This window comes from Micromonospora sp. CA-244673, from assembly GCF_050948395.1.
GTDB lineage: Bacteria > Actinomycetota > Actinomycetes > Mycobacteriales > Micromonosporaceae > Micromonospora.
On sequence record NZ_CP192019.1, the window covers coordinates 1,618,562 to 1,642,668 of the forward strand.

Sequence of the window (24,107 nt, forward strand, 5' to 3'; positions counted from 1 at the left end):
GCGTCAGTCGGGGGTCGTTACCTGGGTGGGGGTGGTCCAGGGGCTGGTGCCGACGACGTTCGTCGAGCGGATCCGGTAGTGGTACGTCGCGCCGCGGGCCAGGCCCGTGTTGGTGAAGCCCCGGCCGGTCACGCTGAACGTGGCCAGGTCGTGGGCGAAGGCGGCGTCGGTGGCGCGCTGCACCACGAAGCCGGCGCCCGCCCCGGTGGGCGTGCTGGCCGACCAGCTCAGGATCACCGTGGCCGTGTCGGGGGAGGGCGCGGTGGCGGTGACGAGCACCCCGGTCGGCACCCCGGGCCGGGGCGGCGTGGTCACCGTGGCGACCGTCGACCAGGCTGACGCCGCCCCCAGATACGTGGTGCGTACCCGGTAGTAGTAGGTGGTGTCCGGGGCGACCGCCGGGTCCAGGTGGGCCTCGCCCACGGCGATGGCGGTGGTCCCCGGCCCGCTCGTGAACGTCGGGTTGGTGGCCCGTTGCACGTCCACCCCGGTCGCGAAGGAGCGGTTCGCCCAGCGCAGCGCGATCCGCAGCGGCGCGGCCGGCGGCACCACGGCGGCCAGCCGGGCCGGCGCGGTGAGCTGCACCGAGGCGGGGACGCTGTTCGACCAGGCCGAGCAGCTCACCGCGTTCTCGGCCCGGATCCGATAGTGGTAGGTGACGCCGGGCGTGACGGTCGCGTCGGTGTACCGGGTGGCGGTCGCGGCCACCGTGATCTCGGTGAGCCCCGCCGAGAAGGCCGCGTCGGTGGCGCGTTGCAGCCGGTGGCTCGTGGCCGGCGGGCGGCTGCCGTTGCCGGTCCAGGTCAGCGCGATGGCGGGCAGCGCCGTGGCCGAACCGGGCGCCGGGGTCGCCGTCAGCCCGGTCGGCGCCTTGGGCGCCACCCGCACCACCAGCGGCCGGCTCATGCCCTGATCGCGCAGCCCCGCCGAACGGGTCTGCCAGCGGTACTCCCACCCCAGGTTGACCAGTTGGTTGACCACCGCGGCGGGCCGCCCGTCGACCGGGCTGACCGGGCTCGCGTCCAGCCGGGCGCCGGCCGGCCGGGTCGGGTCGAGCAGCCGTACGCTGTCGCCGATCTTGAACGGGAGGCTGGGCGGGACCGGGCGCAGGGCCACGATCACGTCCTCCCGCGGGTTCACCCGGACGGTGTCCTTCCAGCCCAGCTCGTTGGCGCCCGGCGGGCGGACCGTGCCGTCCCAGCCGACCCGGTTGACCAGTTGCACGTCGCAGCCCTCGACGTGCACCGGATGGGTGCGGGGCGCGTCGCCGACGATCCGCCACAGCTGGGTGCCGTCGGCCGGCCCGCCCACCGGCACCGTCGGGTCGGTCGCGTACAGCACCTCGGTGGCCGGGTCGACCGGGCCGAGCGGCAGGGTGGCCGGGGTCCGCTGCGGGGCATTCGGGTGGGCGACGCCGAGCCGCCCCACCGCCCGGCCGTGCCGGGGCTCGAAGACCTGCCCGACCGACTTCACGGCCAGTGGCAGCGTGACCGGCGCGGCCGCGCCGGCCGGGGTGAAGGTCACCGAGGTGGCACGCGCCGGCACCAGCGTCACGCCGGGAGTGCGGGTGCCGAACGCCGCGTCGTAGGCCGGCTGCGGCACGATCGGCGGTCGCTGGCTCTCCGCGTACGCGCCGGGCAGCCGGGCGGCGAGCCGGTCCCGGTCGTACGGCGCGGCCGCGGTGCCGGTCACCCGGATCTGGAGCAGGGTCCGGGTGTTCGGGCCGTAGCCGGGGCGGGCGGCGGGTAGGCCGCCGGTGGCGGTGCGGTCGGCTGCCCCGGTGTGGTGGTCATAGCGCGGGTCGAACCGGGGCAGCGGGGCCGGGCAGTCGTTGTAGAGGATCAACGTGCTGCCCGGCGGGACCGTCGCGAAGTCGACCACCACGTCGGCCCGCTCGCCGGGAGCGAGCAGCAGGGTGTGCCCGTCGACGTTGAGCGCCGTGGGGTCCTGGCGGTCGTACCGGTAGCCGATCGGGCGCTGGGGCAGGACCACGGGAGCCGGCAGCAGGCCGCCCTCGTTGCCGATCTGGATCAGCTCCGGACCGGCCGCGGCCGGATCGGGCACCCCGCCCTCGCGCCCGTCGACCGGCCAGTGCGCCGGCCGCCCGGCCGCCCGTACCGCGTCGACCATCGGCACCTCCCCGGCGCGCGGGTCGCCCGGCGCGCCGCTCTCGGTCCACATCGGCTGGTCCGAGCCGGCCCGGTAAAGCTGGAGGTTGAGCGTCCGGTCGGGGCAGGCGTTGAGGATCCGGAACCGGTACGCCCGCGGCGCCACCGCCAGGTACGGGTAGGCCACCCCGTTGACCAGCGGGGTGTCCCCGTACGCCTCGGGCACGGCCGACGGGTGCGGCACGCCCGGCGCGAGGGGCGGCTCCTCCGGCTCGGCGACGGGGTCGTGGTGCGGGTTCGGCACCGGGGCGACCCAGGGGCTGGCCCCGCCGTCCGGGTCGTGCGTCCACGGGCCGTAGTCCCAGCGGCCGGTCGGATTCCCGCCGGTGCTCCGGTAGGGGTTCTGCCGGGGCTGGTAGACGTGCGGGTGCCAGAGGCTGCCCTTCGCGCCCCAGCGGTCCCGGTCCCAGGTGGGATCCTGGGCGGCGAGCTGGGCGTCGTCCGGCACGAACGTCTTGTCCTCGATCACCAGCGGGAGCTGGTCGGCGGGAAGCACCCCGTCGTCGACCAGCCGCTCCTCGGCCGGGTCGGTGAGCAGGTACAGCGCGAGCTGCCCGGAATAGACGGTGAGCCGCGACAGGCCGAGGGTGTTGTCGTGCAGCCACATGAGCCGGCCGCTCTGCTCGTTGGGAAAGTAGAGCGTGGTGGCCCCGGCGCCGGGCGCCGGCATGTCCGGCACCGCAGTCACCCCCACCCCCGTCGGGTACGGGGTGATCTCGCCCGCCGGGGTGATCCACTGCCACGGGTTGCCGGCGCTGATCCACGCCGTCTGCGCCCCGGCCAGATGCGGCACGGCCCGGTTCTGCGGGTACGGCGCGGGCCCCTCCAGCGGGCCGGTCCCGGCCCCGTCGACCGTCTCGTCGACCGGCAGGAACAGCTCGCCGGCCCGGCCGGTGGGCAGCTGGTTGATGAACTTGATCCGCACCGGCCGGCCGCGCCGGGCGACGATCATCGGCCCGAGGTGCCACGGCCGGTCGGGCGGTGCGACCGTGTTGTGGCCGGCCGCGTCGGTGCCGAGGTTGAGCTGGCGGTAGCCGCGCAGCCGGGTGGCCGGCAGGTCGCGGTGCAGGCGCTGCGCGTACTCCTGGAGGCCGATCTCGTAGTAGTCGCAGCCCGGCCAGGTGATCGTGTCGGGGACCGCCACGGGCAGGCGGGCGCCGAGCCCGGCGGTGGCCAGGGGGCCGGGCACCGGCAGCGGGTCGACGAACTTGCGGATGCCGGTGCCGGGCGCCGGCCGGCCGTCGACGTCGAGCGTGGGCAGCGGGCTGGCGGCGAAGTTCGGCACCGGGCCGAAGCAGCGCGGCACGGCGGCCGGGTCGAGGCTGGCCGGGGCGGGCCCGGTCTCCTCCTCGGCGGCGCGGGCGGCGGGCACCGTCGGCGCGTGGTCCTCGGCGGTCCGGGCGAACCGGTCCGTCCATCCCGGCCGGAGTCTGCGGAACAGCACCATGGCTCTCCCCGGGGTCGGGGCGCGCCTGCCGTCACCCCGACGTGGCGGGCGTACGCGCTGCTGACGATCGGTGAGCACTCCACCGCAGCATGCGACGCCGAAGGTGCGGGAGGGAACTACCCAATCGTCCCTATCTCGGGCGATCTTGGATGGTTCGTGGAAGTTCCACGCGCCGTCCCGCTCAGCGGTCCGGTTGGCAGGCCGGGCACCAGTACGTGACCCGCTCGCCCAGCTCCTCCTTGCGGATGGCCGTCCCACAGCGCCGGCACGGCTGGGCCCGGCGGCCGTAGACGTAGCTGGTCTGGCCGCGGTGCAGCGACCCGGTGGTGCTCTGCGCCCAGCGGCCCCGGTTGGCGGCCAGCAGCCGCTGCGCGAGGGCGACCGTGCCCGGCAGGTCCGGCACCGCCCCGACCGGCGTCCACGGGTTGACCCCGCGCAGGAACAGCACCTCACACTTGTAGAGATTGCCCACCCCGGCCAGGTTGCGCTGGTCCAGCAGCGCCTCGCCGATCGTCTCGTCCGGATGGGCGGACAGCCGGCGCACCGCCTCGTCCGGATCCCAGTCGGTGCCGAGCAGGTCCGGGCCGAGATGGCCCACCAGCGACTCCTCCTCGGCGGTCGGGATCAGGGCCAGCTCGTGCAGGTGATAGCCGACCGCGACCGCGCCGGGGGAGCGGAGCACCACCCGGATGAGGTGCGCCGGCCGGGCCGCCCACCGCTCACCCGGCGCGTACGCCCGCCAGGCGCCGTCCATCCGCAGGTGCGAGTGCAGGGTCCAGTCCCGCCCGCCCTGCTGCGCATCGGCCGCCGACGCGGCGTCACCTTGTGCGGCGCCGGTCCGTCCGGCGGCGTCCGCCGGTGTGGCCGTGGCGGGCGGGGCGGTGAGCCGGAGCAGCAGGTGCTTGCCACGGCTGGCCGATTCGCGCACGGTCCAGCCGGTCAGGTCGGTCGCGGCCAGCTGCGGCACGCGGAAGTCGGAGCCGGTGAGCCGGGCGCCGGCCAGGGCGCGCTGGAGGACGCGGGCGGTGTTCCAGACGGTGTCGCCTTCGGGCACCCCTCCATCCTCCCTCGGCGCGGCGGATTCGCACGGCTCAGTCGCGCGTCACCGTCACCACGTCGCCCGGGCGCACGCCGAGCAGGTCGACCGCGCGGCCGGTGTTGACCGCCAGCGCCACCAGGCCGGCCGAGTCCACGTACACGACCAGCCCACCGGCCGGGGCGTCGCCGAAGGTGCGCCCGCGCACCGCCGCCCGGCCGGCCACCCGTACCCGCCCCGGCAGCCCGGCCAGCAGCACGCCCGCGGCGGCGAGCTGGACGTTCCCGAAATGGTCGACGGTCAGCACCTCGGCCGTGAAGCCCGCGTCGTCGGCGCGGACCACCGGCGCCGGCAGCCGGACCAGCGTCGCCGGGTCCACGGCCGGTCCCGCCTCGGTCAACGGCGCGCCGAGCGCCAGCCGCGCGGCGACCGGCGCGAACACGTCCCGCCCGTGGAAGGTGCGGGAGACCGTCGGGGCCAGCCAGGCCGGATTGGTCAACTCAACCGCCCCGGTGACCCCGCCGAGGGCCTCGGCGGCGTCCAGCAGCAGCCCGTTGTCCGGGCCCACCAGCAGCCCTCCCGGGGCCGCCAGGGCGATGCCGCGCCGTGCCGTGCCGACACCCGGGTCGACCACCGCCACGTGCACCCCCACCGGCAGGTACGGCACGGTCTGCGCGAGCACCGCCGCACCCCGGCGTACGTCGGCCGGCGGCACCAGGTGGGTCACGTCGATCACCCGGGCGGCCGGGGCGAGCCGGGCGAGCACACCGTGGCAGGCCGCCACGAACCCGTCGGTCAGGCCGTAGTCCGTGGTCAGCGAGATCCAGGGACCGCCGGCCAGCCCTCCATCGAGACCGGTCACGAATCGGCCGCCGGTGGGGTGAGCCGCCGCTCCAGCCGCAGCTCGTCGTGGAGCGGGATGCCGTCCTCGCCCAGATACGGGATGCCCGGCTTGACGGCCCGCGCCCGGTCCACCGCGCCCGCGTCCACCGCCACGATCCGCAACCCCCGGCGCTGATAGAAGCCGAGCGCCCGGAGGTTGTCGTTGGTGGTGACCAACCAGAGCCGGTCCGCCCCGGCGCCCGTGGCGACCGACTCGGCGGCGGCCATGAGCGCGCTGCCGGCGCCGTTACCCGGGGTCGTCGCGGCGAGGCTGACCACCTCCAGCCCGCCGTCGGCGAGCCGGTACACCAGCGCCCCGGCGAAACCGCCCGCCCCGTCCACGGCCACCAGCGCGGGTAGTTCCCGCAGGTCGTAGCGGGTGTCGTGGACCACCACGTACGGGCCGCCCCAGTCACGCTCGTGCAGGGCCGCGAGGTCGGCGTCGTCGCCGGGCCCGGCGGGTCGTACGTGGATCGAGGCCATCCGTCCCTCCTCGTCGTGTGCGGCACACCCTAGCGAGCACGTCGGCACGGTTCTCCCCGCGCCGCGCCGCGCCGGCTGGGCGTCGCGGGACCGCACTGCGCATGGCGCGGGGGAGTCGCGAGAGGAATCGACTCCCATCGAGCCGATTGCGGCGCAGCCTCCCGACCCGGCCCGCCTCCCGACCCGGCCCGCCTCCCGACCCGGCCCGCCTCCCGACCCGGCCCGCCTCCCGCCCCGGCCCGCCGAGCCGGCCTGCCTTCCGAGCCGGCCTGCCGTCCGAGGTGGCCCATCTGCGGGCTGGCCTGTGGCCTGAGCTGGCCTGTGGCCTGAGCTGGCCTGCCTCCTGAGCCAGTCTGCCTCCTGCACTCTGCCTCCCGACCCGGCACCTGCTCCCGCCGCTGCTCCTGCCCCGACCGGCCCTGCTCTCGCCCTGCCCCTCCTCCCGCCCATCGGGAACTTCCGTCCGCATCCCGGAACGCCGAAAGATCTTGGTACCAAACGGCCCCTATAGGGGCCATTTCCGTCCAAGATCGCTGACGCTGACGCTGACGCTGACGCTGACGCTGACGCTGACGCTGACGCTGACGCTGACGCTGACGCTGACGCTGCACCGGCTACCGGAGTCGACGGCGGACGCGGAGGCCGACGCCCGACGCCCGACGCAGACACAAGGCGCCGACGACGGTGTGGCCGCTGGGGTGTGAGGGTGGTCAGCCGCGGAGGCGGAGGCCGCGGGGGGTGGCGCGGAAGCCGGCCGCCGTTAGCGCGTCGCGCAGCGGCGAGGAGTGCACGGCTTCGCCGTCGGCGCGTTCCACCGAGATCGCGCCGAGCGCGCCGGAGTGCACCGCGTCGGCGAGCGCCTTGCCGGCCGCGGCCAGCGTGTCGGTGTCGTCGGTGAAGGAGAGGATGGTCCGCCCGCCCCGCTCGACGTAGAGCACCAGGTCGCCGCCGACCAGCACGACCAGCGCCCCGGCTTTGCGCCCGGCCCGGTGCCCGGTGGCCGGGGCCGCCCCGTCGCCGGAGTCGACGACCCGGTCGGGCCAGGGCAGGGCCGCGCCGTAGGGGTTGGCCGGGTCGGTGGCGGCGAGCACCACGGTGGGTCCGCCGCCGCGGGTCCGGTTCTCGTCGGCGGGGTCGGCCAGGGCGCGGATCCGGTCGACCGCCCCGGGCACGGCGAACTGGGCGGCGCCCAGCCCTTCGACGAAGTAGCCGCGCCGGGCTGCCCCGCGTTCCTCCAGTGCGGAGAGCACCGGGTAGACCGCCGCGAAGCCGCCGGTCACCTGCTCGGCCATGACCGCCCCCCGGGTGACCACGCCGTGCCGTTCGAGCAGCAGGTCGGCGAGGGCGGCGGCCCGCTTGGTGGGGTCGAGGTCGCGTTCGGGCAGCCGGGACCAGCGGCCGGCCACGGTGGGCGGGCCGCCGCGGCTGGGCAGCGCCACCCGGCCGGGGCGGCGGTAGCGGGTGCGCGGGGCGGTCGGCCGGCTCCGGTGCGCCCCGCCGCCGCCGAGCGCCGCCCGGAGCGGGGCCAGGGTGTCGTTGGTGAGGTGACCGGCCCAGACCAGGTCCCACACCGCGGCCGTCAGGGCGGTGTCGTCGGTGGAGCCGACCCGGTCGGACAGGGAGCGGAAGAACAGGGCCTGCCCGTCGGCGAGCGCGTCGAGCACGGCCTCGTGCAGCGGGGTGACGGCCAGCGCCTCGTCCGGCGGGGGGAGCAGCAGCGGCGCGACGTCCGCGTACGCGAGGGTGACCCAGCCGTCGCCGCCGGAGATCGCCCCGGACCCGGCCCAGACCACCTCGCCGCTGGCGCAGAGCTCGTCGAGCTGGGCGGGGGAGTAGTCGGCGATGCGGGCGGGCAGCACGAGACGTTCCAGCGCGGACGCCGGCACGGCCACGCCCTGCAACTGTTCGACGGTGGCGGCGACCGCCTCGACGCCGCGGGCCGAGGAGCCGACCTGCTGCCAGCGGGGCAGGAACGCGGCGAGTGCCCGGGGCGGCACCGGCTCGATCTCCCGGCGCAGCGCGGCGAGAGACCGGCGGCGCAGCAGCCGCAGCACCTCGGCGTCGCACCACTGGGTGCCGACGCTGTCCGGGGCGAACTCGCCGGAGACCACCCGCCCGGTGGCGGCGAGCCGGCGCAGCGCCTGCTCGACGACGAACACCCCGAGCCCGAACCGGGCGGCACAGGTGGCCGCCGCGAACGGGCCGTGGGTGCGGGCGTAGCGGGCGACCAGGTCACCGAGCGGGTCGGCAACCGGCGCCAGGTAGGCCTCGGCCACCCCGACGGGCAGCGCCACGCCGAGCGCGTCGCGTAGCCGGGCGGCGTCCTCGACGATCACCCAGCGCTCCTCGCCGGCGATCCGCACGCGCAGCACCCGCCGGGCGGCCTCCAGCTCGCCCAGCCACCCGGCCGGTACGCCCCGCTCGGCCAGCTCGGCCTCGCTCAGGTCGCCGACCACCCGGAGCAGCTCGACCACGTCCTCCGCATCGCGGGCGCGGCGCTGCTCGGTGCGCCAGCGCAGTTGCCGCTCGGTCTCGGCCAGCACCGCGGGGTCGAGCAGCTCCCGCAGGTCGACCCGGCCGAGCAGCTCGCCGAGCAGCCCCGAGTCGAGGGCCAGGGCGGCGGCCCGGCGCTCGGCCAGCGGCGCGTCGCCCTCGTAGAGGAACGCGCCCACGTAGCCGAAGAGCAGCGAGCGGGCGAACGGCGACGGCCGCTCGGACTCCACCTCGACGAGGCGGACCTTGCGGGCGCCCAGGTCGCGCATCAGCTCGGCCAGCGCGGGCTGGTCGAAGACGTCCTGGAGGCATTCCCGGGCGGCCTCCAGGGTGACCGGGAAGTCGGCGTACTCGCGGGCCACGTCGAGGAGCTGGGCGGCGCGCTGGCGCTGCTGCCACAGCGGCTGGCGGCGGCGCGGGTCGCGGCGGGGCAGCAGCAGGGACCGGGCCGCGCACTCGCGGAACCGGGAGGCGAACAGCGCCGACGTGCCGACGGACTCCTCGACCAGCTGGGCGATCTCGTCCGGGTCGAAGACCACCACGTCGGCGCCGGGCGGCTCCTCGGCGGTGTCGGGCAGCCGGACCACGATGCCGTCGTCGGAGGGCATCACCTGGGCGTCCACCCCGTAGCGCTCGGCCAGCCGGCGGCCGATCGCGAGGGCCCACGGGCCGTTGACCCGGGCGCCGAGCACCGAGTGTACGGCGAGCCGCCAGTCGCCCAGCTCGTCGCGGAACCGCTCGACGACCACCGTGCGGTCGTCGGGCAGCGACCGGGTGGCCTCCTTCTGCTCGCGCAGGTAGGTCATCAGGTTGCCGGCGGCCCAGTCGTCCAGCCCGCCGGCGCGCAGCGCGGCCACGGCGTCGGTGTCGGACTGCCGCAGCAGCGCCCGGACCCGCGCGCCGATGGCCCGGCCCAGCTCGACGGGCCGGCCGAGCTGGTCGCCCTTCCAGAACGGCATCCGGGCGGCCTGCCCGGGCGCGGGGGAGACCAGCACCCGGTCGGGGGTGATCTCCTCGATCCGCCAGGACGACGAGCCGAGCAGGAAGACGTCGCCGACCCGGGACTCGTAGACCATCTCCTCGTCCAGCTCGCCCACGCGGGCGGCCCGCTCGGCGCCGGCCAGGAAGACCCCGAACAGCCCCCGGTCGGGGATGGTGCCGCCGCTGGTGACGGCGAGCCGCTGCGCGCCGGGCCGCCCGGTGAGCACGTCGGCGGCCCGGTCCCAGACCAGCCGGGGCCGCAGCTCGGCGAAGGCGGTCGACGGGTAGCGCCCGGAGAGCATGTCGAGCACCGCGTGCAGCGCCGAGTCGGGCAGCTCGGCGAAGGGCGCGGCCCGGCGGACCAGCACGGCCAGGTCGCCCAGCCGCCACGGCTCCAGGGCCACCATGGCCACGATCTGCTGGGCCAGCACGTCGAGCGGGTTGCGCGGGTAGTGCAGTTCCTCGATCGCGCCCGCGCCCATCCGCTCCGCGACCACCGTGCAGGAGAGCAGGTCGCCGCGGTGCTTCGGGAAGACCACGCCCCGGGAGACCGCGCCGACCTGGTGCCCGGCCCGGCCGACGCGCTGCAGGCCGGCGGCGACGCTCGGCGGGGCCTCGATCTGCACGACCAGGTCGACCGCGCCCATGTCGATGCCCAGCTCCAGGCTGGAGGTGGCCACCACGGCGGGGAGCTGCCCGGACTTGAGCGCCTCCTCGATGTGCTTGCGCTCCTCGCGCGAGACGCTGCCGTGGTGGGCGCGGGCGATCACCGGTGGCGCGCCGGCCGCCGCCCCGGACTGCGCCATCACCTCGGCCGGCTGCCGGGGCGCGCGCAGCGGCCCGACCGGCCCGCCGAACGCGTCCGCGCCCCGCCGCCGCGCCGGCCCGGCGCCGCCCCCCGGACCGTGTCCGGCCCCAAGACCGTGTCCGTCCCCCGGACCGTGTCCGCCCCCCGGACCGTGTCCGCCCCCCGGACCGTCGCCCGCCCTCGGATCGTCGCCGTCCCCCGGACCGTTTCCGGCCCCCGGACCGTCGCCGTCCCCAGGACCGCCGTCGCCGGCCGCCGGGCCGGCGCCCCCGGCCAACAGCTCAGATACGCTCACCGGCTCCCCGCCCCGGGCCAGGCGACCGCCGTCCGGCGCGGCGGCCGCCTCCAGCTCCTCGGCGGCCAGCTCGTTGAGCCGGGCGCAGAGCCGCTCGGCGCTGCGCCGCGAGTTGGTGAAGACGATGGTCGACCGGTGCGACCGGATCAGCGAGAAGACCCGTTCCTCGACGGCCGGCCAGATCGACGCCCGGCGGGGACCGATGCCACCCAGCGCGTCCTCCGGCGGCTCCTGCTCGTCGAGGCGGGTCATGTCCTCCACCGGGACCTGGACGCTGACCTCGATGGTCTTGCTGGTGGGCGGCTGCACCACGTCGACGGGGCGGGCCCCGCCGAGGAAGCGGGCGCAGACGTCGATCGGCCGGACGGTGGCGGACAGCCCGATCCGCTGCGCCGGGGTCTCCAGCAGCGCGTCGAGGCGCTCCAGGGAGAGCGCCAGGTGGGCGCCGCGCTTCGTCCCGGCGACCGCGTGCACCTCGTCGACGATCACCGTGCGGACCCCGCGCAGCGAGTCGCGGGCCGCGGAGGTGAGCAGCAGGAACAGCGACTCGGGCGTGGTGATGAGGATGTCCGGTGGGGTCCGGGCGAAGGCGCGCCGCTCGTCGGCGGGAGTGTCGCCGGTGCGCATGCCCACGGTGATGTCGGGCGGGGCGAGGCCGAGCCGGGTGGCGGCCTGGCGGATGCCGATGAGCGGGGCACGCAGGTTGCGCTCGACGTCGACGGCGAGCGCCTTGAGGGGGCTGACGTAGAGCACCCGGCAGCGTTGCCGCGCGTCGGCCGGCGGTGGCTCCTTGGCCAGCCGGTCGAGCGACCAGAGGAACGCCGCGAGGGTCTTGCCGGAGCCGGTCGGGGCGACGACCAGCGCGTTGCGGTCGGCGGCGACCGACCGCCAGGCGCCCTCCTGGGCGGGGGTGGGCGCCGCGAAGGCCGCGGCGAACCACTCCCGGGTCGCCGCGCCGAACTCCGCCAGGACCGCCGCGCCCCGGGTCACCTCGTCCGCCACGCCCTCCATCCTGCCTCGACGGTGTGACAACCGGTCCTCGCCGTACGCTGATCTGTCCGGGACGGGGTCTTAAGCGACGGATGCGGCGTTGGATGCGTTAAGTCTTACTTAACTGCTTGCTTGCACCGCGCAACATAAAGTAACTTCACTCGCAACGCAGCGTGGGGTGGAGGGCTTGGATGACGGTGCAGGGGCGAGGGTCCGGGTCCGGCACCGACGTGCTCATCCGCAAGGTCGACAGTCACCTCGCCACCCTGCGCACCGGCCTGCACGGCCCCGAGCTGGAGCTGGCCGAAGACCTGGCCCGCTGCCTGCGTGAGCTGGTGGTCGCCACCGCCCACTCCAGCGCCGCCGACCGGGGGCTCGTCCGCGCCGCCGTGCACTACTTCGTCCTGCGTCGGGAGAGCCGCGGCAAGCTGCTGCCGGTGCGCTCCCTGGCCGCCGCCCAGCGGGTGGTCAACAAGGCGGTCCGCCAGCTCGGCCGCCCCGACCTGCTCGTGGAGACGCCCCGCCGGGACCGCTCCGCCCCCGACCCTGCCCTGCGCTGACCGGGGCGCCGGCCGCCGGGCCGGTTTCCCGAAAACCGCCCGGTCGGGCGGGAATGTGGCGTCTGATCGGTCGTGGCCGCAGCGTGCCTCGGCGCGCTGTCACCTCGACCGGGAGTGCGCGTGCTCGTCCTGCTGATCCTGCACCTGGTGGCGGCCCTGTCCGCCCCGCTGCTGGTCCGCCGGTGGGGCCCCCGCGCCTGCCTGCTGCTCGCGCTCGCCCCGGCCGCCACCTTCGGCTGGGCGGTGGCGCACACCGGGGCGGTCCGCGCGGGCGAGGCGGTCGTGGAGACGTACCCGTGGGTCCCGGAGCTCCAGCTCGACGTGGCGCTGCGGGTCACCACGCTGTCCTGGCTCATGCTGCTGCTGGTCGGCGGCGTCGGCGCGCTGGTGCTGGTCTATTCCGCCCGCTACTTTCATGCCGGCTCGGCGGGCCTGGCCCGGTTCGCGGCCGTCATGGTCGCCTTCGCCGGGGCGATGCTCGGCCTGGTCGTCTCGGACGACCTGTTGCTGCTCTACGTCTTCTGGGAGCTGACCACGGTCTTCTCCTACCTGCTGATCGGCCACAGCACCGAGCGCCGGTCCAGCCGGTGGGCCGCCGCCCAGGCGCTGACCGTCACCACCCTCGGCGGGCTCGCCATGCTGGTCGGCTTCCTGCTGCTCGGCCACCACGTCGGCAGCTACCGCTGGTCGGTGGTGACGGCCGCGCCGCTGCCCGGTGGCGGCTACCTGGTGATCGCGGTGCTGCTCGTCCTCACCGGCGCCCTCGCGAAATCCGCGGTCTTCCCGTTCACCTCGTGGCTGCCCGTGGCGATGGCGGCGCCCACCCCGGTCAGCGCCTACCTGCACGCGGCGGCCATGGTGAAGGCCGGGGTGTTCCTCATCGGGCTGCTCGGCCCGGCGCTCGCGCCGGCCGGGCCGTGGCGGCCGGTCACCGTGGTCGCCGGGCTCGTCACCCTTGTCGCCGGGGGCTGGGCCGCGCTGCGGCAGACCGACCTGAAGCTGCTGCTGGCGTACGGGACAGTCAGCCAGCTCGGCCTGCTCACCGTGGTGCTCGGCGTGGGCACCCCGAAGGCGGCCCTCGCCGGCGTCGCCATGCTGCTGGCGCACGCGCTGTTCAAGGCGGCGCTGTTCCTCGTCGTCGGCATCCTCGACCACAGCGCCGGCAGCCGGGACCTGCGCGACCTGTCCGGCGTGGGACGGAGCGCCCCGGTGCTCGCCACGGTCGCCACGCTGGCCGCCGCCTCGATGGCCGGCGTGCCGCCGCTGTTCGGCTTCGTGGCGAAGGAGGCGGTGCTCGGGGCGTTCACCGGGCGGCCGGTGGTGCTCGCCGTGCTGGTGGTCGGCAGCGCGCTGACCGTCGCGTACAGCATCCGGTTCCTCTGGGGAGCGTTCGCGTCACGGCCGGGCGTGCCGGTCACCGACGTGGAGCGCCCGCCCGCCGCGATGCTCGTACCCCCGGCCCTGCTCGCCGTGGTCGGGTTCGCCGCCGGCCCGGCCGCCGGCTGGCTGGGCGGCCTGCTGCGCCCGTACGCGGAGCTGTTCGGCCCGGTCGAGGAGAAACTGGCGCTCTGGCACGGACCGACCGCGGCGCTCGGCCTGTCCGCCGTGGTGCTCGCCGGCGGGGTGGTGCTGCACCTGGTCCGCGGCCCGCTCGCGCCCGCGCTGACCCGGCTGCGCGCGCCGGTCGGCGGCAACCAGGGGTACGAGTGGATCACCCACCGGTTCGACCTGTTCGCCATCCAGGTCACCGGCGCGACCCAGCGCGGCGCCCTGCCGCAGTACCTCGGCACCGTGCTTGTCGTCCTGGTGCTGGTGCCGGGCGGCGCCATGCTGGCCACCCGACCGTGGCGCACCGGGATCGCCGTCTGGGACAACCCGACGCAGCTCGTGGTCTGCGTGGTGATCGCGGTGGCGGCGCTGCTCGCCGTCGGCGCCCGGCGCCGGCTCACCGCCATGCTGCTGGTCGGCGTCACCGGCTACGGCACCGCCATGATGTTCGTCCTCTACGGCGCGCCCGACGTGGCGCTGACCCAGTTCCTCGTGGAGACCGCCACCATCGCCGTGTTCGTGCTGGTGCTGCGCCGGCTGCCGGAACGCTTCTCGGCCCGCCCGCTGCGCCGCAGCCGCTGGGTACGCCGGGGCATCGGCGCGGCCGCCGGGCTGGTCATGGCCGGGCTGGCGCTGGCCGCGGCCGGCGCCCGGCGTGAGCCGTCGATCTCGGCGGCCTACCCCGACCTGGCGGTGGCGCAGGGCTACGGCCGAAACGTGGTCAACGTGACCCTTGTGGACATCCGGGCCTGGGACACCATGGGGGAGATCGCGGTGCTCGTGGTGACCGCGACCGGGGTGGCCAGCCTGATCTTCGAGCGCTCCCGCACCGGGCCCCGGCCGCGTCGCCTCCGCCCGGTCCGGTCGCTCCGGGAGCGGCGGACGGTCTGGCTGCGCGGCGGCGCGACCCTGCACGAGCGCCGCCGCTCGATCGTCTTCGAAGTGGTCACCCGGCTGATCTTCCACACGGTGCTGCTGTTCTCGCTGTTCCTGCTCTTCTCCGGGCACAACTCCCCGGGCGGCGGCTTCTCCGGCGGCCTGGTGGCCGGCCTCGCGCTGACCGTCCGCTACCTGGCCGGCGGCCGGTACGAGCTGGCCGAGGCGGCGCCGGTCGGCGCCGGCACCGTGCTGGGCGCGGGCCTGGCCGTCTCGGTCGGTGGCGGCGCGCTCGGGCTGCTCCTCGCCGGCCAGGTGCTGGAGAGCGTGAAGGTCAACCTCTGGCTGCCGCTGGTCGGCCACTTCTACCTGGTCACGTCGCTCTTCTTCGACATCGGCGTCTATCTCATCGTGGTCGGGCTGATGCTGGACATCCTGCGCAGCCTCGGCGCCGAGGTGGACCGGCACGTCGAGGCGGCCGGCGAACCGGCCCGCGGGCTGGCCGTGCAGCGCGAGGGGGAGAGCTCGTGAGCGCGAGGAGTGAGCCGGTTCTGCGAGCCCCGCAGTCGCGAACAGGGGCGTCGCCGTGACCCGGGGCGCCGCCGGGCCGACCCTGGTGCTGGTGATCGCCGTCGGCGTGCTCGTGGCGGCCGGGGTCACCCTGCTGCTGGAGCGGAGCCTCACCCGGATCCTGCTCGGCGTCATCCTGCTCGGCAACGGGGTGAACCTGCTCATCCTGCTCGGCGGCCGGTCCGGGGCCGCGCCGCTGGTCGGCACCGCGCCGACCGCCGGGATGAGCGACGCGCTGCCGCAGGCCATGGTGCTCACCGCCATCGTGATCACGTTCGGGCTGACCGCGTTCCTGCTCGCCGTCGCCTACCGGAGCTGGTACCTGTCCGGCGACGACGAGGTGCAGGACGACCTGGAGGACCGGCAGGTCGTCCGGCTCGCCGAGCGCAACGAGGTGTCCACGGCGGACCTCGGCGGCGAGGGGCCGGGCAACGATCCGGAGCAGGTGGACCCGGAGCCGGCGCTGCGCCGCCTGCGCCGGCGGAGGGACGAGCGGTGAGCGGGCGGGCCCGCGGGGCGCGAACGGGGACCCGCCCGTGACCGCCCTGGTGCCGCTGCCGGTGGTGGTGCCGCTGCTCGGCGCGGCGCTCACCCTGATCCTCACCAACCGGCCGCGGTTGCAGCGGTCGGTCAGCGTCATCGGGCTGACCACGACCCTGCTGGTGGCGGTGGTGCTGCTGGTCGAGGCGTACCGGCACGGGCCGGTGGTGGTCCAGGTGGGCGGCTGGCCGCCGCCGGTCGGCATCGTGCTGGTCGCCGACCAGTTGGCCGCGCTGATGCTGGTGGTCTCGTCGGCGGTCACCCTCTGCGTGCTGCTCTACTCGATCGGCCAGGGGCGGGGCGAGTCCGGCGAGACCGCGCCGGTGAGCATCTACCACCCCACCTACCTGGTGCTGACCGCCGGCGTCACCAACGCCTTCCTGGCCGGGGACCTGTTCAACCTGTTCGTGGGCTTCGAGATCCTGCTGGCCGCGAGCTTCGTGCTGATCACCCTCGGCGGCACGGAGGTCCGGATCCGCACCGGCTCAACGTACGTGGTGGTCAGCGTCCTGTCGTCGATGATCTTCCTGGCCGCCGTGGGGCTCGTGTACGCGGCCACCGGCACCCTCAACATGGCGCAGCTCGCCGGCCGGCTGGACGCCCTGCCCTCCGGCGTACGCCTGGCGTTGCAGCTCACCCTGCTGCTCGCCTTCGGCATCAAGGCGGCCGTGTTCCCGGTCTCCGCCTGGCTGCCCGACAGCTACCCGACCGCGCCCGCCCCGGTCACCGCGGTCTTCGCCGGCCTGCTCACCAAGGTCGGCGTGTACGCGATCATCCGCACCGAGACGTTGCTCTTCCCCGGCGGCCAGGTGTCCACCCTGCTCATGGTGGTGGCCGGGCTGACCATGGTGGTCGGCATCCTCGGCGCGGCGGCACAGTCCGACATGAAGCGGATCTTCTCCTTCACCCTGGTCAGCCACATCGGCTACATGATCTTCGGGGTGGCGTTGAGCACCGTGGCGGGCCTGGCCGGGGCGATCTTCTACGTGGTGCACCACATCACCATCCAGACCACCCTGTTCCTGGTCGCCGGCCTGGTCGAGGAGCGCGCCGGCAGCACCGACCTCCGCCGGCTCGGCGGGCTGGCGCGGATCGCCCCGCTGCTCGCCGTGCTCTTCTTCGTCCCGGCCATGAACCTGGCCGGCATCCCGCCGTTCTCCGGGTTCCTCGGCAAGCTCGGCCTGCTCCAGGCCGGCGTGGCGGCCGGCGGGGCGCTGCCCGCCGTGGTCGTCGGTGCGGGCACGCTGACCAGCCTGCTCACCCTCTACGCCGCCTCCCGGGTGTGGAACATCGCGTTCTGGCGGGCGCCCCGGGTGGCCAGCGCCGGCCCGCCCGTCCGACTGCCCGGGCTGATGGTCGGGGCCACCGCCGCCCTGGTGCTGCTCGGCCTGGTGCTCACGCTGGCCGCCGGGCCGCTGTTCCGGGTCACCGCGGACGCCGCGACCGACCTGCGCCAGCGCACCCCGTACGTCCGGGCGGTCCTGCCGTGACCGACAACGTGCCCCCGGGCCGGGCGGCCGGCGGCGGGGAACCGCCCGGTGGCCCGCCACCGGACGACCTGGCGCCCGATGCCCCCGTGCCCGCCGTGGGCCGGGGCGGGCGGCGGCGCGACCAGGCCGTGGCGCTCGGCTGGCTGGTCGCCATCTGGGTGCTGCTCTGGGGCGACCTGTCCTGGGGCAACCTGCTCGCCGGCCTGCTGGTCGGCGCGGCCGTGCTGCTCTTCTTCCCGCTCCCGCCGGTCACCTTCGGCGGGCGGCTGCGCCCCGGCGCACTGCTGGTCCTCGCGGTCACCTTCGTGAGCGAACTGGTCACCGCGAGCCTGCACGTCGCCGCCGTCGCGCTGCGCCCCGGCTACGTCCCGCGCAGCGCGATCATCGCGGTGCCGCTGCGGGTGCGCACCGACCTCAACCTGGCGCTCACCGCCGAGGTGATCTCCCTGGTGCCGGGCACCCTGATCCTCGACGTGAACCGCGACCGCGGGGTGCTCTACGTGCACGTGCTCGACGTCCGCGGCCCGGAGGACCTGACCGGGAGCCGGGAGCGGGTCCTCGCCGTCGAGCGGCGCATCGTCCGCGCCGTCGGCTCCCCCGCGGAGGTACGCCAGCTCAGCCTCGAACCCGTCGATCGGAGGAACCATCCGTGACCGCGCTGCTCGCCCTCGCGCTGACCGTGCTGCTCTCGGTCACCGCGCTGCTCGCCCTGGCCCGGATCTACCGCGGCCCGTCCCTGCTCGACCGGGTCGTCGCCGCCGACCTGCTGCTCTCCGCCATGCTCGGCGCGGTGGGCGCGGAGGCGGCGGTGAACGGGCACGCCACCACCCTGCCCGTGCTCGTGGTGCTCTCCCTGCTCGGCTTCGTCGGCTCGGTGTCCCTGGTCCGCTTCGCGGTCCGGGAGGAAGTGTGAGCGCGAGGAGTGAGCCGGGTTTGCGAGCCCCGCAGTCGCGAACGAAGGGAGGCTCAGTGAGCGCGAGGAGTGAGCCGGGTTTGCGAGCCCCGCAGTCGCGAACGGAAGGAGGCACAGCGTGAGCGCCGTCGCTGACTGGCTCGGTGGGGCGTGCCTGCTGGCCGGGGCGCTGCTCAGCCTGGTCGCCGGGATCGGTGTGCTGCGCTTCCCGGACGTGCTGGACCGGATGCACGCCGCCACCAAGCCGCAGGTGCTCGGCGTGCTGCTGCTCCTCGTCGGCCTCGCGCTGCGCCTGCGTACGCCGTCGGATCTCGGCATGATCGCGTTGGTGGCGGTCTTCCAGCTGGCCACCGCGCCGGTCTCCGCGCAGATGATCGGGCGGGCCGCCTACCGTTCCGGGCGGTTCGAACCGAAGCTGCTCGACGCCGACGAGCTGTCCGGTCGGTGAACCGGACAGCGGGGAGGCTTCCGGCACCCTCAGCGAACGTCCAGCCGCCGCCGATAAAATGGCGGCATGATCGACTCCTCTGCCCAGGAGGGCAGCAGTAGCCAGCCGGGTCGTGCCCGGCAACCTCTGGACCCGACGGCCCCGGGAGCCCTGACCCTCCCGTGCTGATCCTCGTCGGACTCGTCCTCATCATCGTGCTCACCGCCGCCACCGGTTACTTCGTGGCCCAGGAGTTCGGTTACGTCGCCGTGGACCGGGGCAAGCTCAAGCAGCTCGCCGACGGTGGCGACCGTGCCGCCGCCCGGGCCCTGGAGGTGACCGGCCGGCTCTCGTTCATGCTCTCCGGCGCCCAGCTCGGCATCACCGTGACCGCCCTGCTGGTCGGTTACGCCGCCGAGCCGTACCTGGGCGCCGGGCTGGCCGACCTGCTCGGCCTGGCCGGCGTCTCGGACGCGGTGGCGCTGCCGCTGTCGGTGGTGCTCGCCCTGCTCGTCGCCACCGTCGTGCAGATGGTGCTCGGCGAGCTGGCCCCGAAGAACCTGGCCATCGCCCGCGCCGAGCCCCTCGCCCGGGCACTCGCCCCGTCCACCCTCATGTACCTGCGGATCGCCGGACCGGTGATCACCCTCTTCGACCGGGCCGCCGTGCGGCTGCTCCGGCGGGTCGGCATCGAGCCGATCGAGGAGCTGCCCAGCGGGGCCACCCCGGAGGACCTGGAGCAGATCATCGCCGAGTCCCGGGAGGAGGGGCACCTCGACGCCGAGATGTCCGACCTGCTCGACCGGGGGCTCGACTTCCGGGAGCTCACCGCCGGGGAGGCCATGGTCCCCCGGGTCGACGTGCACACCGTACGGGCCGACGAGCCGGTCAGCCGGGTCGTCGAGCTGCTCGACACCGGCCACTCCCGGTTCCCGGTGAGCGGCGCCGAGGGCGTCGACGACCTGGTCGGCGTGATCGGCATCGCCGACGTGCTCGGGGTGCCGCCGGCCGAGCGGGCGACCACCCGGGTCGCCGCGGTGGCCGTACCCCCGTTGCTGGTGCCGGAGACGCTGCCGCTGCCGACGGTGCTGGACCGGCTCCGGGTCGGGCACCGCCAGCTCGCCTGCGTGGTCGACGAGTACGGCGGCTTCGCCGGTGTGATCACGCTGGAGGACCTCGCGGAGGAGCTGGTCGGGCCGATCCGCGACGAGGACGATCCGCCGGAGCGGGCCCCCGCCCGGCAGGAGGACGGCTCCTGGGTGGTGCCGGCCCGCTGGCGGATCGACGAGGTCGCCGACAGCACCGGCATCGCGCTGCCCGAGGCGCCCGAGTACGACACGCTCTCCGGCCTGGTCATGCGCGAGCTGGGCCGGGTGCCCGAGGTCGGCGACCGCCTGGAGATCGCGCTCGCCGTCGACGGCGACGAGCCGGACGAGCCGCGGGCCCTGGTCGAGGTGCTCGCCGTGGACCGGCACGTGGCCGACTCCGTCCGGCTCCGCACGACGGCCGGCGCGCAGGGGGAGGAGGCGGCATGAGCCCCGGTTTCGCGCTCTTCTTCTCCGTGGTGCTCCTGGCGCTCAACGGCTTCTTCGTGGCGGCCGAGTTCGCGCTGGTGGCCGCCAAGCGGTACCGCCTGGAGCAGTCGGCGGCCGGCGGCGGCCGGGCGGCCCGCGCGGCGCTGGACGGCGTCCGCGAGCTGAGCCTCATGCTGGCCGGCGCCCAGCTCGGCATCACCCTGTGCACCCTGGGTCTCGGCGCGCTGGCCGAGCCGGCCATCGAGCACCTGCTCAGCCCGCTGCTGCACGCGGTCGGGCTGCCGGACGCGGTCAGTCACCTGGTCGGGCTGCTGTTCGCCCTGGCCCTGGTGACCTTCCTGCACCTGGTGGTCGGCGAGATGGCCCCGAAGTCCTGGGCGATCACCGACGCGGAGCGTTCGGCCATGCTGCTGGCGCTGCCGTTCCGGGCCTTCGCCCGGGTGGCCCGCCCGGTGCTGTCCGCGCTGAACGCCCTCGCGAACGCCGTGCTGCGGCTGGTCGGCGTACGCCAGCAGGACCAGCTCGCCCAGGTGCACGGCCCGGACGAGCTGCGCATCCTGCTGGAGCAGTCCCGCGAGCACGGGCTGCTCGGCGCCGAGCAGCACCAGCTGCTGACCAGCATGCTGGAGCTGCAGGGCACGCGGGTGGCGCAGGTGATGGAGCCGTTCGACCGGATCGTCACGGTGCGCCGGGACGACACCGCCGAGCGGATCGAGCACGTCTCCCGCGACAGCGGCCGGTCCCGGCTCGCCGTGGTCGACGCCGGCGGCGAGGTCTGCGGTCTGGTCCATGTCCGCGAGGCGGTCCGCGCGGTCACCACCGGCCGGCCGGCGATCGCCGAGGAGCTGATGACCCCGGCGTTCACCCTGCCCGGCGAGGCGTCGGTCACCGAGGCGGTGGCGGCCATGCGGGGCCGGCAGGCCCAGCTGGCGCTGGTCCGCAACGGCGGCGGCCCGACCCGGCCGATCGGCTTCGTCGCGCTGGAGGACCTCCTCGAGGAGGTCATCGGCGAGTTCGACGACGAGACCGACCCGGTGCCGCGCGGCCGCCGCATGCGCTGACGCGGTTCTCCGACCGCTCCGGGTGCGTCTGTTGTCGCTCGGGCGACAACAGACGCACCCACACCGTGCGCCGCGGGCGGCGCATGGGGGAGCGGGCGGTGGGAAAGCCGGCTCCATGCGGGTGACCGGGGTGTCGTCGGAGTCCGTGTGGACCGGGCTGTCGGTGAGCACCACGCTGCCCAACCCGAGCACCCGCCCCGGCCTGCGCCTTCCCGGCCGGGTCACCCTGTCCGCCGGCGGCGCCGACGTCGCCGTCCGGCACATCCGGCTCGGGCTCGTGGCGCAGGTCGAGCCGGAGGATCCTGACGCGCCCCACCGGCTGTTGCAGTATCACCAGGTGCCGATCGCCGGCCGGTTCGTGGTGCCGGCCGGGCGGCGGCGGGCGGTCGACTTCGCGATGCCGCTGCCCTGGGAGACCCCGGTGACCATGTTCGGCGGGGTGCCGCTGATGAGCCTGCGCACGGGGTTGCGTACCGAGGTGTCCGTCGACCCGGACCTGGACCAGGGCGCCATGGTGCCGGTCCTCGTCCACCCGCTGCCCACCCAGCAGCACATTCTCGCCGCGCTGGACACCCTGGGCTTCCTCATGCGGCAGGCCGGGCTCCAGCACGGGCGGTTGCCCGGGGTGGAGCAGGCGCTCCCGCTCCACCAGCGGCTGGGGTTCTGGGTGGCCCCCCTCTACGCCGGCCCGATCACCGAACTGGAGGTGATCTTCGTGACCAACGCGGCGGGGCTGGAGGTGCTGCTCTGGATGGACCGCCGGCTCTCCCTGGCCGGGGTGACCCACCAGAGCATCAGCCGGTTCCGGGTCTGGCACGCGGGCGCCGACCGGCGGGACTGGGTCGCCACCGTGGACGGCTGGCTGCGGCAGGCCATCGACCGGCACGCGGCGGCCGCCGCTCCTGCCGACTGGTCCGCCATGATCCGCGAGTCCGCGCACGTCAGCCGCCCGCCGGACGAGCCGGTCGCCCCTGGCTACGGCCTCGGCGGCACGGCCGGCGGCGCGGGTGTGGGCGGCGGTGGAGGCAGCGACGGCACCTGAGGCCGGCCGCGGCCGGGGTGGGCCCCCCGGGGAGGCCGGGTCAGACCGAGGCGGTGGCGAGCTTCAGGCTGAAGCCGAGGAAGAGCACCGCGATGGCCGTCGTCCCGGTCGCGGCGAGCCGCCGCCGGCGGTGGAACTGGGCGGCCAGGAAGGTGCCGGTGAGGATCAGCGCGGTCAGGTAGAGCGCGCTGGTCACCTGCGCGATCAGGCCGAGCAGCAGGAACGACAGCGCCGGCCAGGCGTAGCCGGGGTCGACGAACTGGATGAAGAAGGAGATGAAGAAGAGGATCGCCTTGGGGTTGAGCAGGCTGATCACCAGCGCCCGCCGGAACGGGTCGCGCACCGCCGCCGGCTCCGCCGCGTCGATCAGCCGGGGCGCCGCGGGGTCGTTGCGGTCGCGCCAGCGCCGCCAGGCGCCGCGCAGCATGGTCAACCCCAACCACCCGAGGTACGCGGCGCCGGCGTACTTGATCACGAGGAAGAGCGCCGGGTACGCCCGGAGCAGCGACGCCACCCCGGCGGCGGAGAGGATCATCAGCACCGAGTCGCCGACGAACACGCCCCCGGCGGCCCGGTAGCCCGCCCCGACCCCGCGGCGGGCGGCCGTGGACAGCACGAAGAGCGAGTTCGGCCCGGGCAGCAGCACGATCGCCACGGTGCCCAGCACGTACGTCCAGATGTCGGTGATCCCCAGCACGCCGGTCATCATGACGCCACGGGGGCCGCGGGGCGAAGCCGTTCCCGCAGCGTGACCTGTGCGTTTGGCCACTCCGCGGCGAGCATCGAGTAGAGCGCGGAGTCCCGCCAGGTGCCGTCGGCGCGCCGCCGGTTGGACCGCAGCGTCCCCTCCCGGGTCGCGCCGAGCCGTTCGATGGCCCGCTGCGAGCGCTCGTTGAGCGAGCTGGTCTGCCAGGTGACCCGGACGGCGTCGAGCTCCTCGAAGGCCCGGGTGAGCAGCAGCAGCTTGGCCTCGGTGTTGATTCCGGTGCGCCACCAGGGCCGGCCGAGCTGGGTGTAGCCGATCTCGACGGTCCGCAGCTCCTCGTCGGGCTGGTAGTAGGAGGTGGTGCCGACGACCGCCCCGGTCACCGCGCAGCGCTGCACCCAGGGCATCCGCACCCCGCGCCGGTGGGCGTCCAGCGCGGCCTGGATCTGGGCGGCCGTCTCCGCGACGTTTCCCGGGCGGGGGCTGCCGACGTACCGCCAGACCTCCTCGTCGTCGAGGGCGGCGTACAGCTCCTCGGCGTGGGACTCGTCGAGCGGCTCCAGCACGACGTGCTCGCCGCGCAGCACCACCGGCTCCAGCCAGGGCGACGGGACCGCCCGCAGGTACGCCGGCACCGGCGCGGTCACCCCGGCGTCCGGCTCGGGCACGCCGGCGGTGAGCCGCAGCGGCACCACCCCCGCCCAGTACGGCAGGTCGTAGTCGGCCGGCTCGTCGCTCACCCCGGCGGCTCGGATCCGGACCGACACCTCGCGCAGCGGCAGCGCCAGCACGGCCGTCTCCGCCAGTTCCCGGCGGTTCGGCGGCCGGCTGTCCGTGCTGCGCCCGGCGCCCAGCTTCTCCACGAGCGCGGTGAGCACCCGGGCCTTCTCCCGCTCGTCGGTGACCAGCCGGGCGGTGCCGTGCGCCACGAGCGACCGGTAGTTGGCGCTGTGGTGGAACTGGGAGCGGCCGAAGACCAGCCCGTCGAGGTGGGTGACCGCGACGCAGATCGCCAGCCCGTCCTCGCCCCGGGCGGCCAGCAGCGGGCGGCTGCCGGTGGAGCCGTGCACGTAGAGGGTGTCGTCGACGCGCACGACCAGGGTGGGCAGGACGCGCGGCTCGCCGTCCACCGTGAACCCGAGCGCGCAGTGGTACGCCTCGTCGAGCAGCGCGTGGGCGGTTTCCCGGTCGTAGTGCATCCGGTCGCGGGTGCGGGTGGCGGTCGTCCGTTCGGTCGCGGGGTACATGCGACATCC

Annotated in this window: 18 protein-coding genes; 11 read left to right on the forward strand and 7 right to left on the reverse strand. The window is 75.4% G+C overall.

Annotation, left to right across the window (positions count from 1 at the left end):
• Positions 1–3: 3 nt before the first annotated feature.
• The 4 genes from ACQP12_RS07810 to ACQP12_RS07825 form a co-directional block, all read right to left on the reverse strand.
• On the reverse strand, positions 4–3,615 hold the full coding sequence (locus tag ACQP12_RS07810; RefSeq protein WP_433286206.1) for a multicopper oxidase domain-containing protein: 3,612 nt from the start codon (positions 3,613–3,615) through the stop codon (positions 4–6).
• Between the two features lie 181 nt (positions 3,616–3,796).
• The gene (locus ACQP12_RS07815; RefSeq protein ID WP_433286208.1) at positions 3,797–4,669 is read right to left on the reverse strand and encodes a zinc finger domain-containing protein; all 873 of its coding nucleotides are present in this window, start codon (positions 4,667–4,669) and stop codon (positions 3,797–3,799) included.
• Positions 4,670–4,706: 37 nt separating this feature from the next.
• Positions 4,707–5,492, reverse strand: coding sequence for an SAM hydrolase/SAM-dependent halogenase family protein (locus tag ACQP12_RS07820; RefSeq protein WP_433289170.1), 786 nt, complete (start codon positions 5,490–5,492; stop codon positions 4,707–4,709).
• Positions 5,493–5,509: 17 nt separating this feature from the next.
• Positions 5,510–6,016 (reverse strand): GNAT family N-acetyltransferase, encoded by a 507-nt coding sequence (locus ACQP12_RS07825; protein ID WP_433286210.1) that lies wholly within the window; start codon positions 6,014–6,016, stop codon positions 5,510–5,512.
• A 488-nt stretch (positions 6,017–6,504) separates the two neighbouring features.
• Here ACQP12_RS07825 and ACQP12_RS07830 point away from each other — a divergent pair, with 488 nt between their 5' ends.
• Entirely contained in the window at positions 6,505–6,720 is a 216-nt protein-coding gene (locus ACQP12_RS07830) for a hypothetical protein (RefSeq protein WP_433286213.1), read from the forward strand.
• A 6-nt stretch (positions 6,721–6,726) separates the two neighbouring features.
• Here the strand turns inward: ACQP12_RS07830 and ACQP12_RS07835 are convergent, their stop codons facing one another.
• Positions 6,727–11,604, reverse strand: coding sequence for an Lhr family helicase (locus ACQP12_RS07835; protein ID WP_433286215.1), 4,878 nt, complete (start codon positions 11,602–11,604; stop codon positions 6,727–6,729).
• Positions 11,605–11,774: 170 nt separating this feature from the next.
• On the opposite strand from ACQP12_RS07835, the gene ACQP12_RS07840 reads away from it, so the two are divergent.
• From ACQP12_RS07840 to ACQP12_RS07885, 10 genes are all read left to right on the forward strand, one after another.
• Positions 11,775–12,143 (forward strand): hypothetical protein, encoded by a 369-nt coding sequence (locus ACQP12_RS07840; protein ID WP_357942080.1) that lies wholly within the window; start codon positions 11,775–11,777, stop codon positions 12,141–12,143.
• A gap of 120 nt (positions 12,144–12,263) precedes the next feature.
• Positions 12,264–15,098 carry a Na+/H+ antiporter subunit A gene (locus tag ACQP12_RS07845; protein WP_433286217.1) on the forward strand — a complete coding sequence of 945 codons (2,835 nt, stop codon included), beginning with the start codon at positions 12,264–12,266 and terminating at the stop codon, positions 15,096–15,098.
• A 55-nt stretch (positions 15,099–15,153) separates the two neighbouring features.
• A complete protein-coding gene (locus ACQP12_RS07850; RefSeq protein ID WP_357942084.1) occupies positions 15,154–15,636 on the forward strand; it encodes a Na(+)/H(+) antiporter subunit C in 483 nt (160 codons plus the stop codon).
• 37 nt (positions 15,637–15,673) lie between these two features.
• The gene (locus ACQP12_RS07855; protein WP_433286219.1) at positions 15,674–17,167 is read left to right on the forward strand and encodes a Na+/H+ antiporter subunit D; all 1,494 of its coding nucleotides are present in this window, start codon (positions 15,674–15,676) and stop codon (positions 17,165–17,167) included.
• Entirely contained in the window at positions 17,164–17,820 is a 657-nt protein-coding gene (locus ACQP12_RS07860; protein ID WP_433286221.1) for a Na+/H+ antiporter subunit E, read from the forward strand. The genes ACQP12_RS07855 and ACQP12_RS07860 overlap by 4 nt, the downstream gene beginning before the upstream one ends.
• Positions 17,817–18,080, forward strand: a complete 264-nt coding sequence (locus ACQP12_RS07865) for a monovalent cation/H+ antiporter complex subunit F (RefSeq protein ID WP_357942090.1) — start codon at positions 17,817–17,819, stop codon at positions 18,078–18,080. Before ACQP12_RS07860 ends, ACQP12_RS07865 begins: the two co-directional genes overlap by 4 nt.
• Positions 18,081–18,198: 118 nt before the next feature.
• Positions 18,199–18,528, forward strand: coding sequence for a monovalent cation/H(+) antiporter subunit G (gene mnhG / locus ACQP12_RS07870; protein ID WP_357942092.1), 330 nt, complete (start codon positions 18,199–18,201; stop codon positions 18,526–18,528).
• 161 nt (positions 18,529–18,689) lie between these two features.
• The gene (locus ACQP12_RS07875) at positions 18,690–20,042 is read left to right on the forward strand and encodes a hemolysin family protein (RefSeq protein WP_357942094.1); all 1,353 of its coding nucleotides are present in this window, start codon (positions 18,690–18,692) and stop codon (positions 20,040–20,042) included.
• Complete coding sequence (locus ACQP12_RS07880) at positions 20,039–21,103, forward strand: hemolysin family protein (protein WP_433286224.1); 1,065 nt, start codon at positions 20,039–20,041, stop codon at positions 21,101–21,103. Before ACQP12_RS07875 ends, ACQP12_RS07880 begins: the two co-directional genes overlap by 4 nt.
• A 115-nt stretch (positions 21,104–21,218) precedes the next feature.
• Complete coding sequence (locus ACQP12_RS07885) at positions 21,219–22,145, forward strand: sporulation protein (protein WP_433286226.1); 927 nt, start codon at positions 21,219–21,221, stop codon at positions 22,143–22,145.
• Between the two features lie 40 nt (positions 22,146–22,185).
• Here ACQP12_RS07885 and leuE read toward each other — a convergent pair whose 3' ends face one another.
• Both leuE and ACQP12_RS07895 read right to left on the reverse strand, forming a co-directional pair.
• The gene (gene leuE, locus ACQP12_RS07890) at positions 22,186–22,854 is read right to left on the reverse strand and encodes a leucine efflux protein LeuE (RefSeq protein WP_357942100.1); all 669 of its coding nucleotides are present in this window, start codon (positions 22,852–22,854) and stop codon (positions 22,186–22,188) included.
• Positions 22,851–24,098: a bifunctional pyridoxamine 5'-phosphate oxidase family protein/GNAT family N-acetyltransferase gene (locus ACQP12_RS07895; RefSeq protein ID WP_433286228.1), complete on the reverse strand. Its 1,248-nt coding sequence runs from the start codon at positions 24,096–24,098 to the stop codon at positions 22,851–22,853. Before ACQP12_RS07895 ends, leuE begins: the two co-directional genes overlap by 4 nt.
• Positions 24,099–24,107 lie beyond the last annotated feature (9 nt).

Bases quoted from the DNA above. Each gene is read 5' to 3' on its own strand.
- leuE (WP_357942100.1), bottom strand. From the start codon at position 22,854: ATGATGACCGGCGTGCTGGGGATCACCGACATCTGGACGTACGTGCTG.
- ACQP12_RS07895 (WP_433286228.1), bottom strand. From the start codon at position 24,098: ATGTACCCCGCGACCGAACGGACGACCGCCACCCGCACCCGCGACCGG.
- ACQP12_RS07885 (WP_433286226.1), top strand. From the start codon at position 21,219: ATGCGGGTGACCGGGGTGTCGTCGGAGTCCGTGTGGACCGGGCTGTCG.
- ACQP12_RS07840 (WP_357942080.1), top strand. From the start codon at position 11,775: ATGACGGTGCAGGGGCGAGGGTCCGGGTCCGGCACCGACGTGCTCATC.
- ACQP12_RS07880 (WP_433286224.1), top strand. From the start codon at position 20,039: ATGAGCCCCGGTTTCGCGCTCTTCTTCTCCGTGGTGCTCCTGGCGCTC.
- ACQP12_RS07810 (WP_433286206.1), bottom strand. From the start codon at position 3,615: ATGGTGCTGTTCCGCAGACTCCGGCCGGGATGGACGGACCGGTTCGCC.
- ACQP12_RS07835 (WP_433286215.1), bottom strand. From the start codon at position 11,604: ATGGAGGGCGTGGCGGACGAGGTGACCCGGGGCGCGGCGGTCCTGGCG.
- ACQP12_RS07825 (WP_433286210.1), bottom strand. From the start codon at position 6,016: ATGGCCTCGATCCACGTACGACCCGCCGGGCCCGGCGACGACGCCGAC.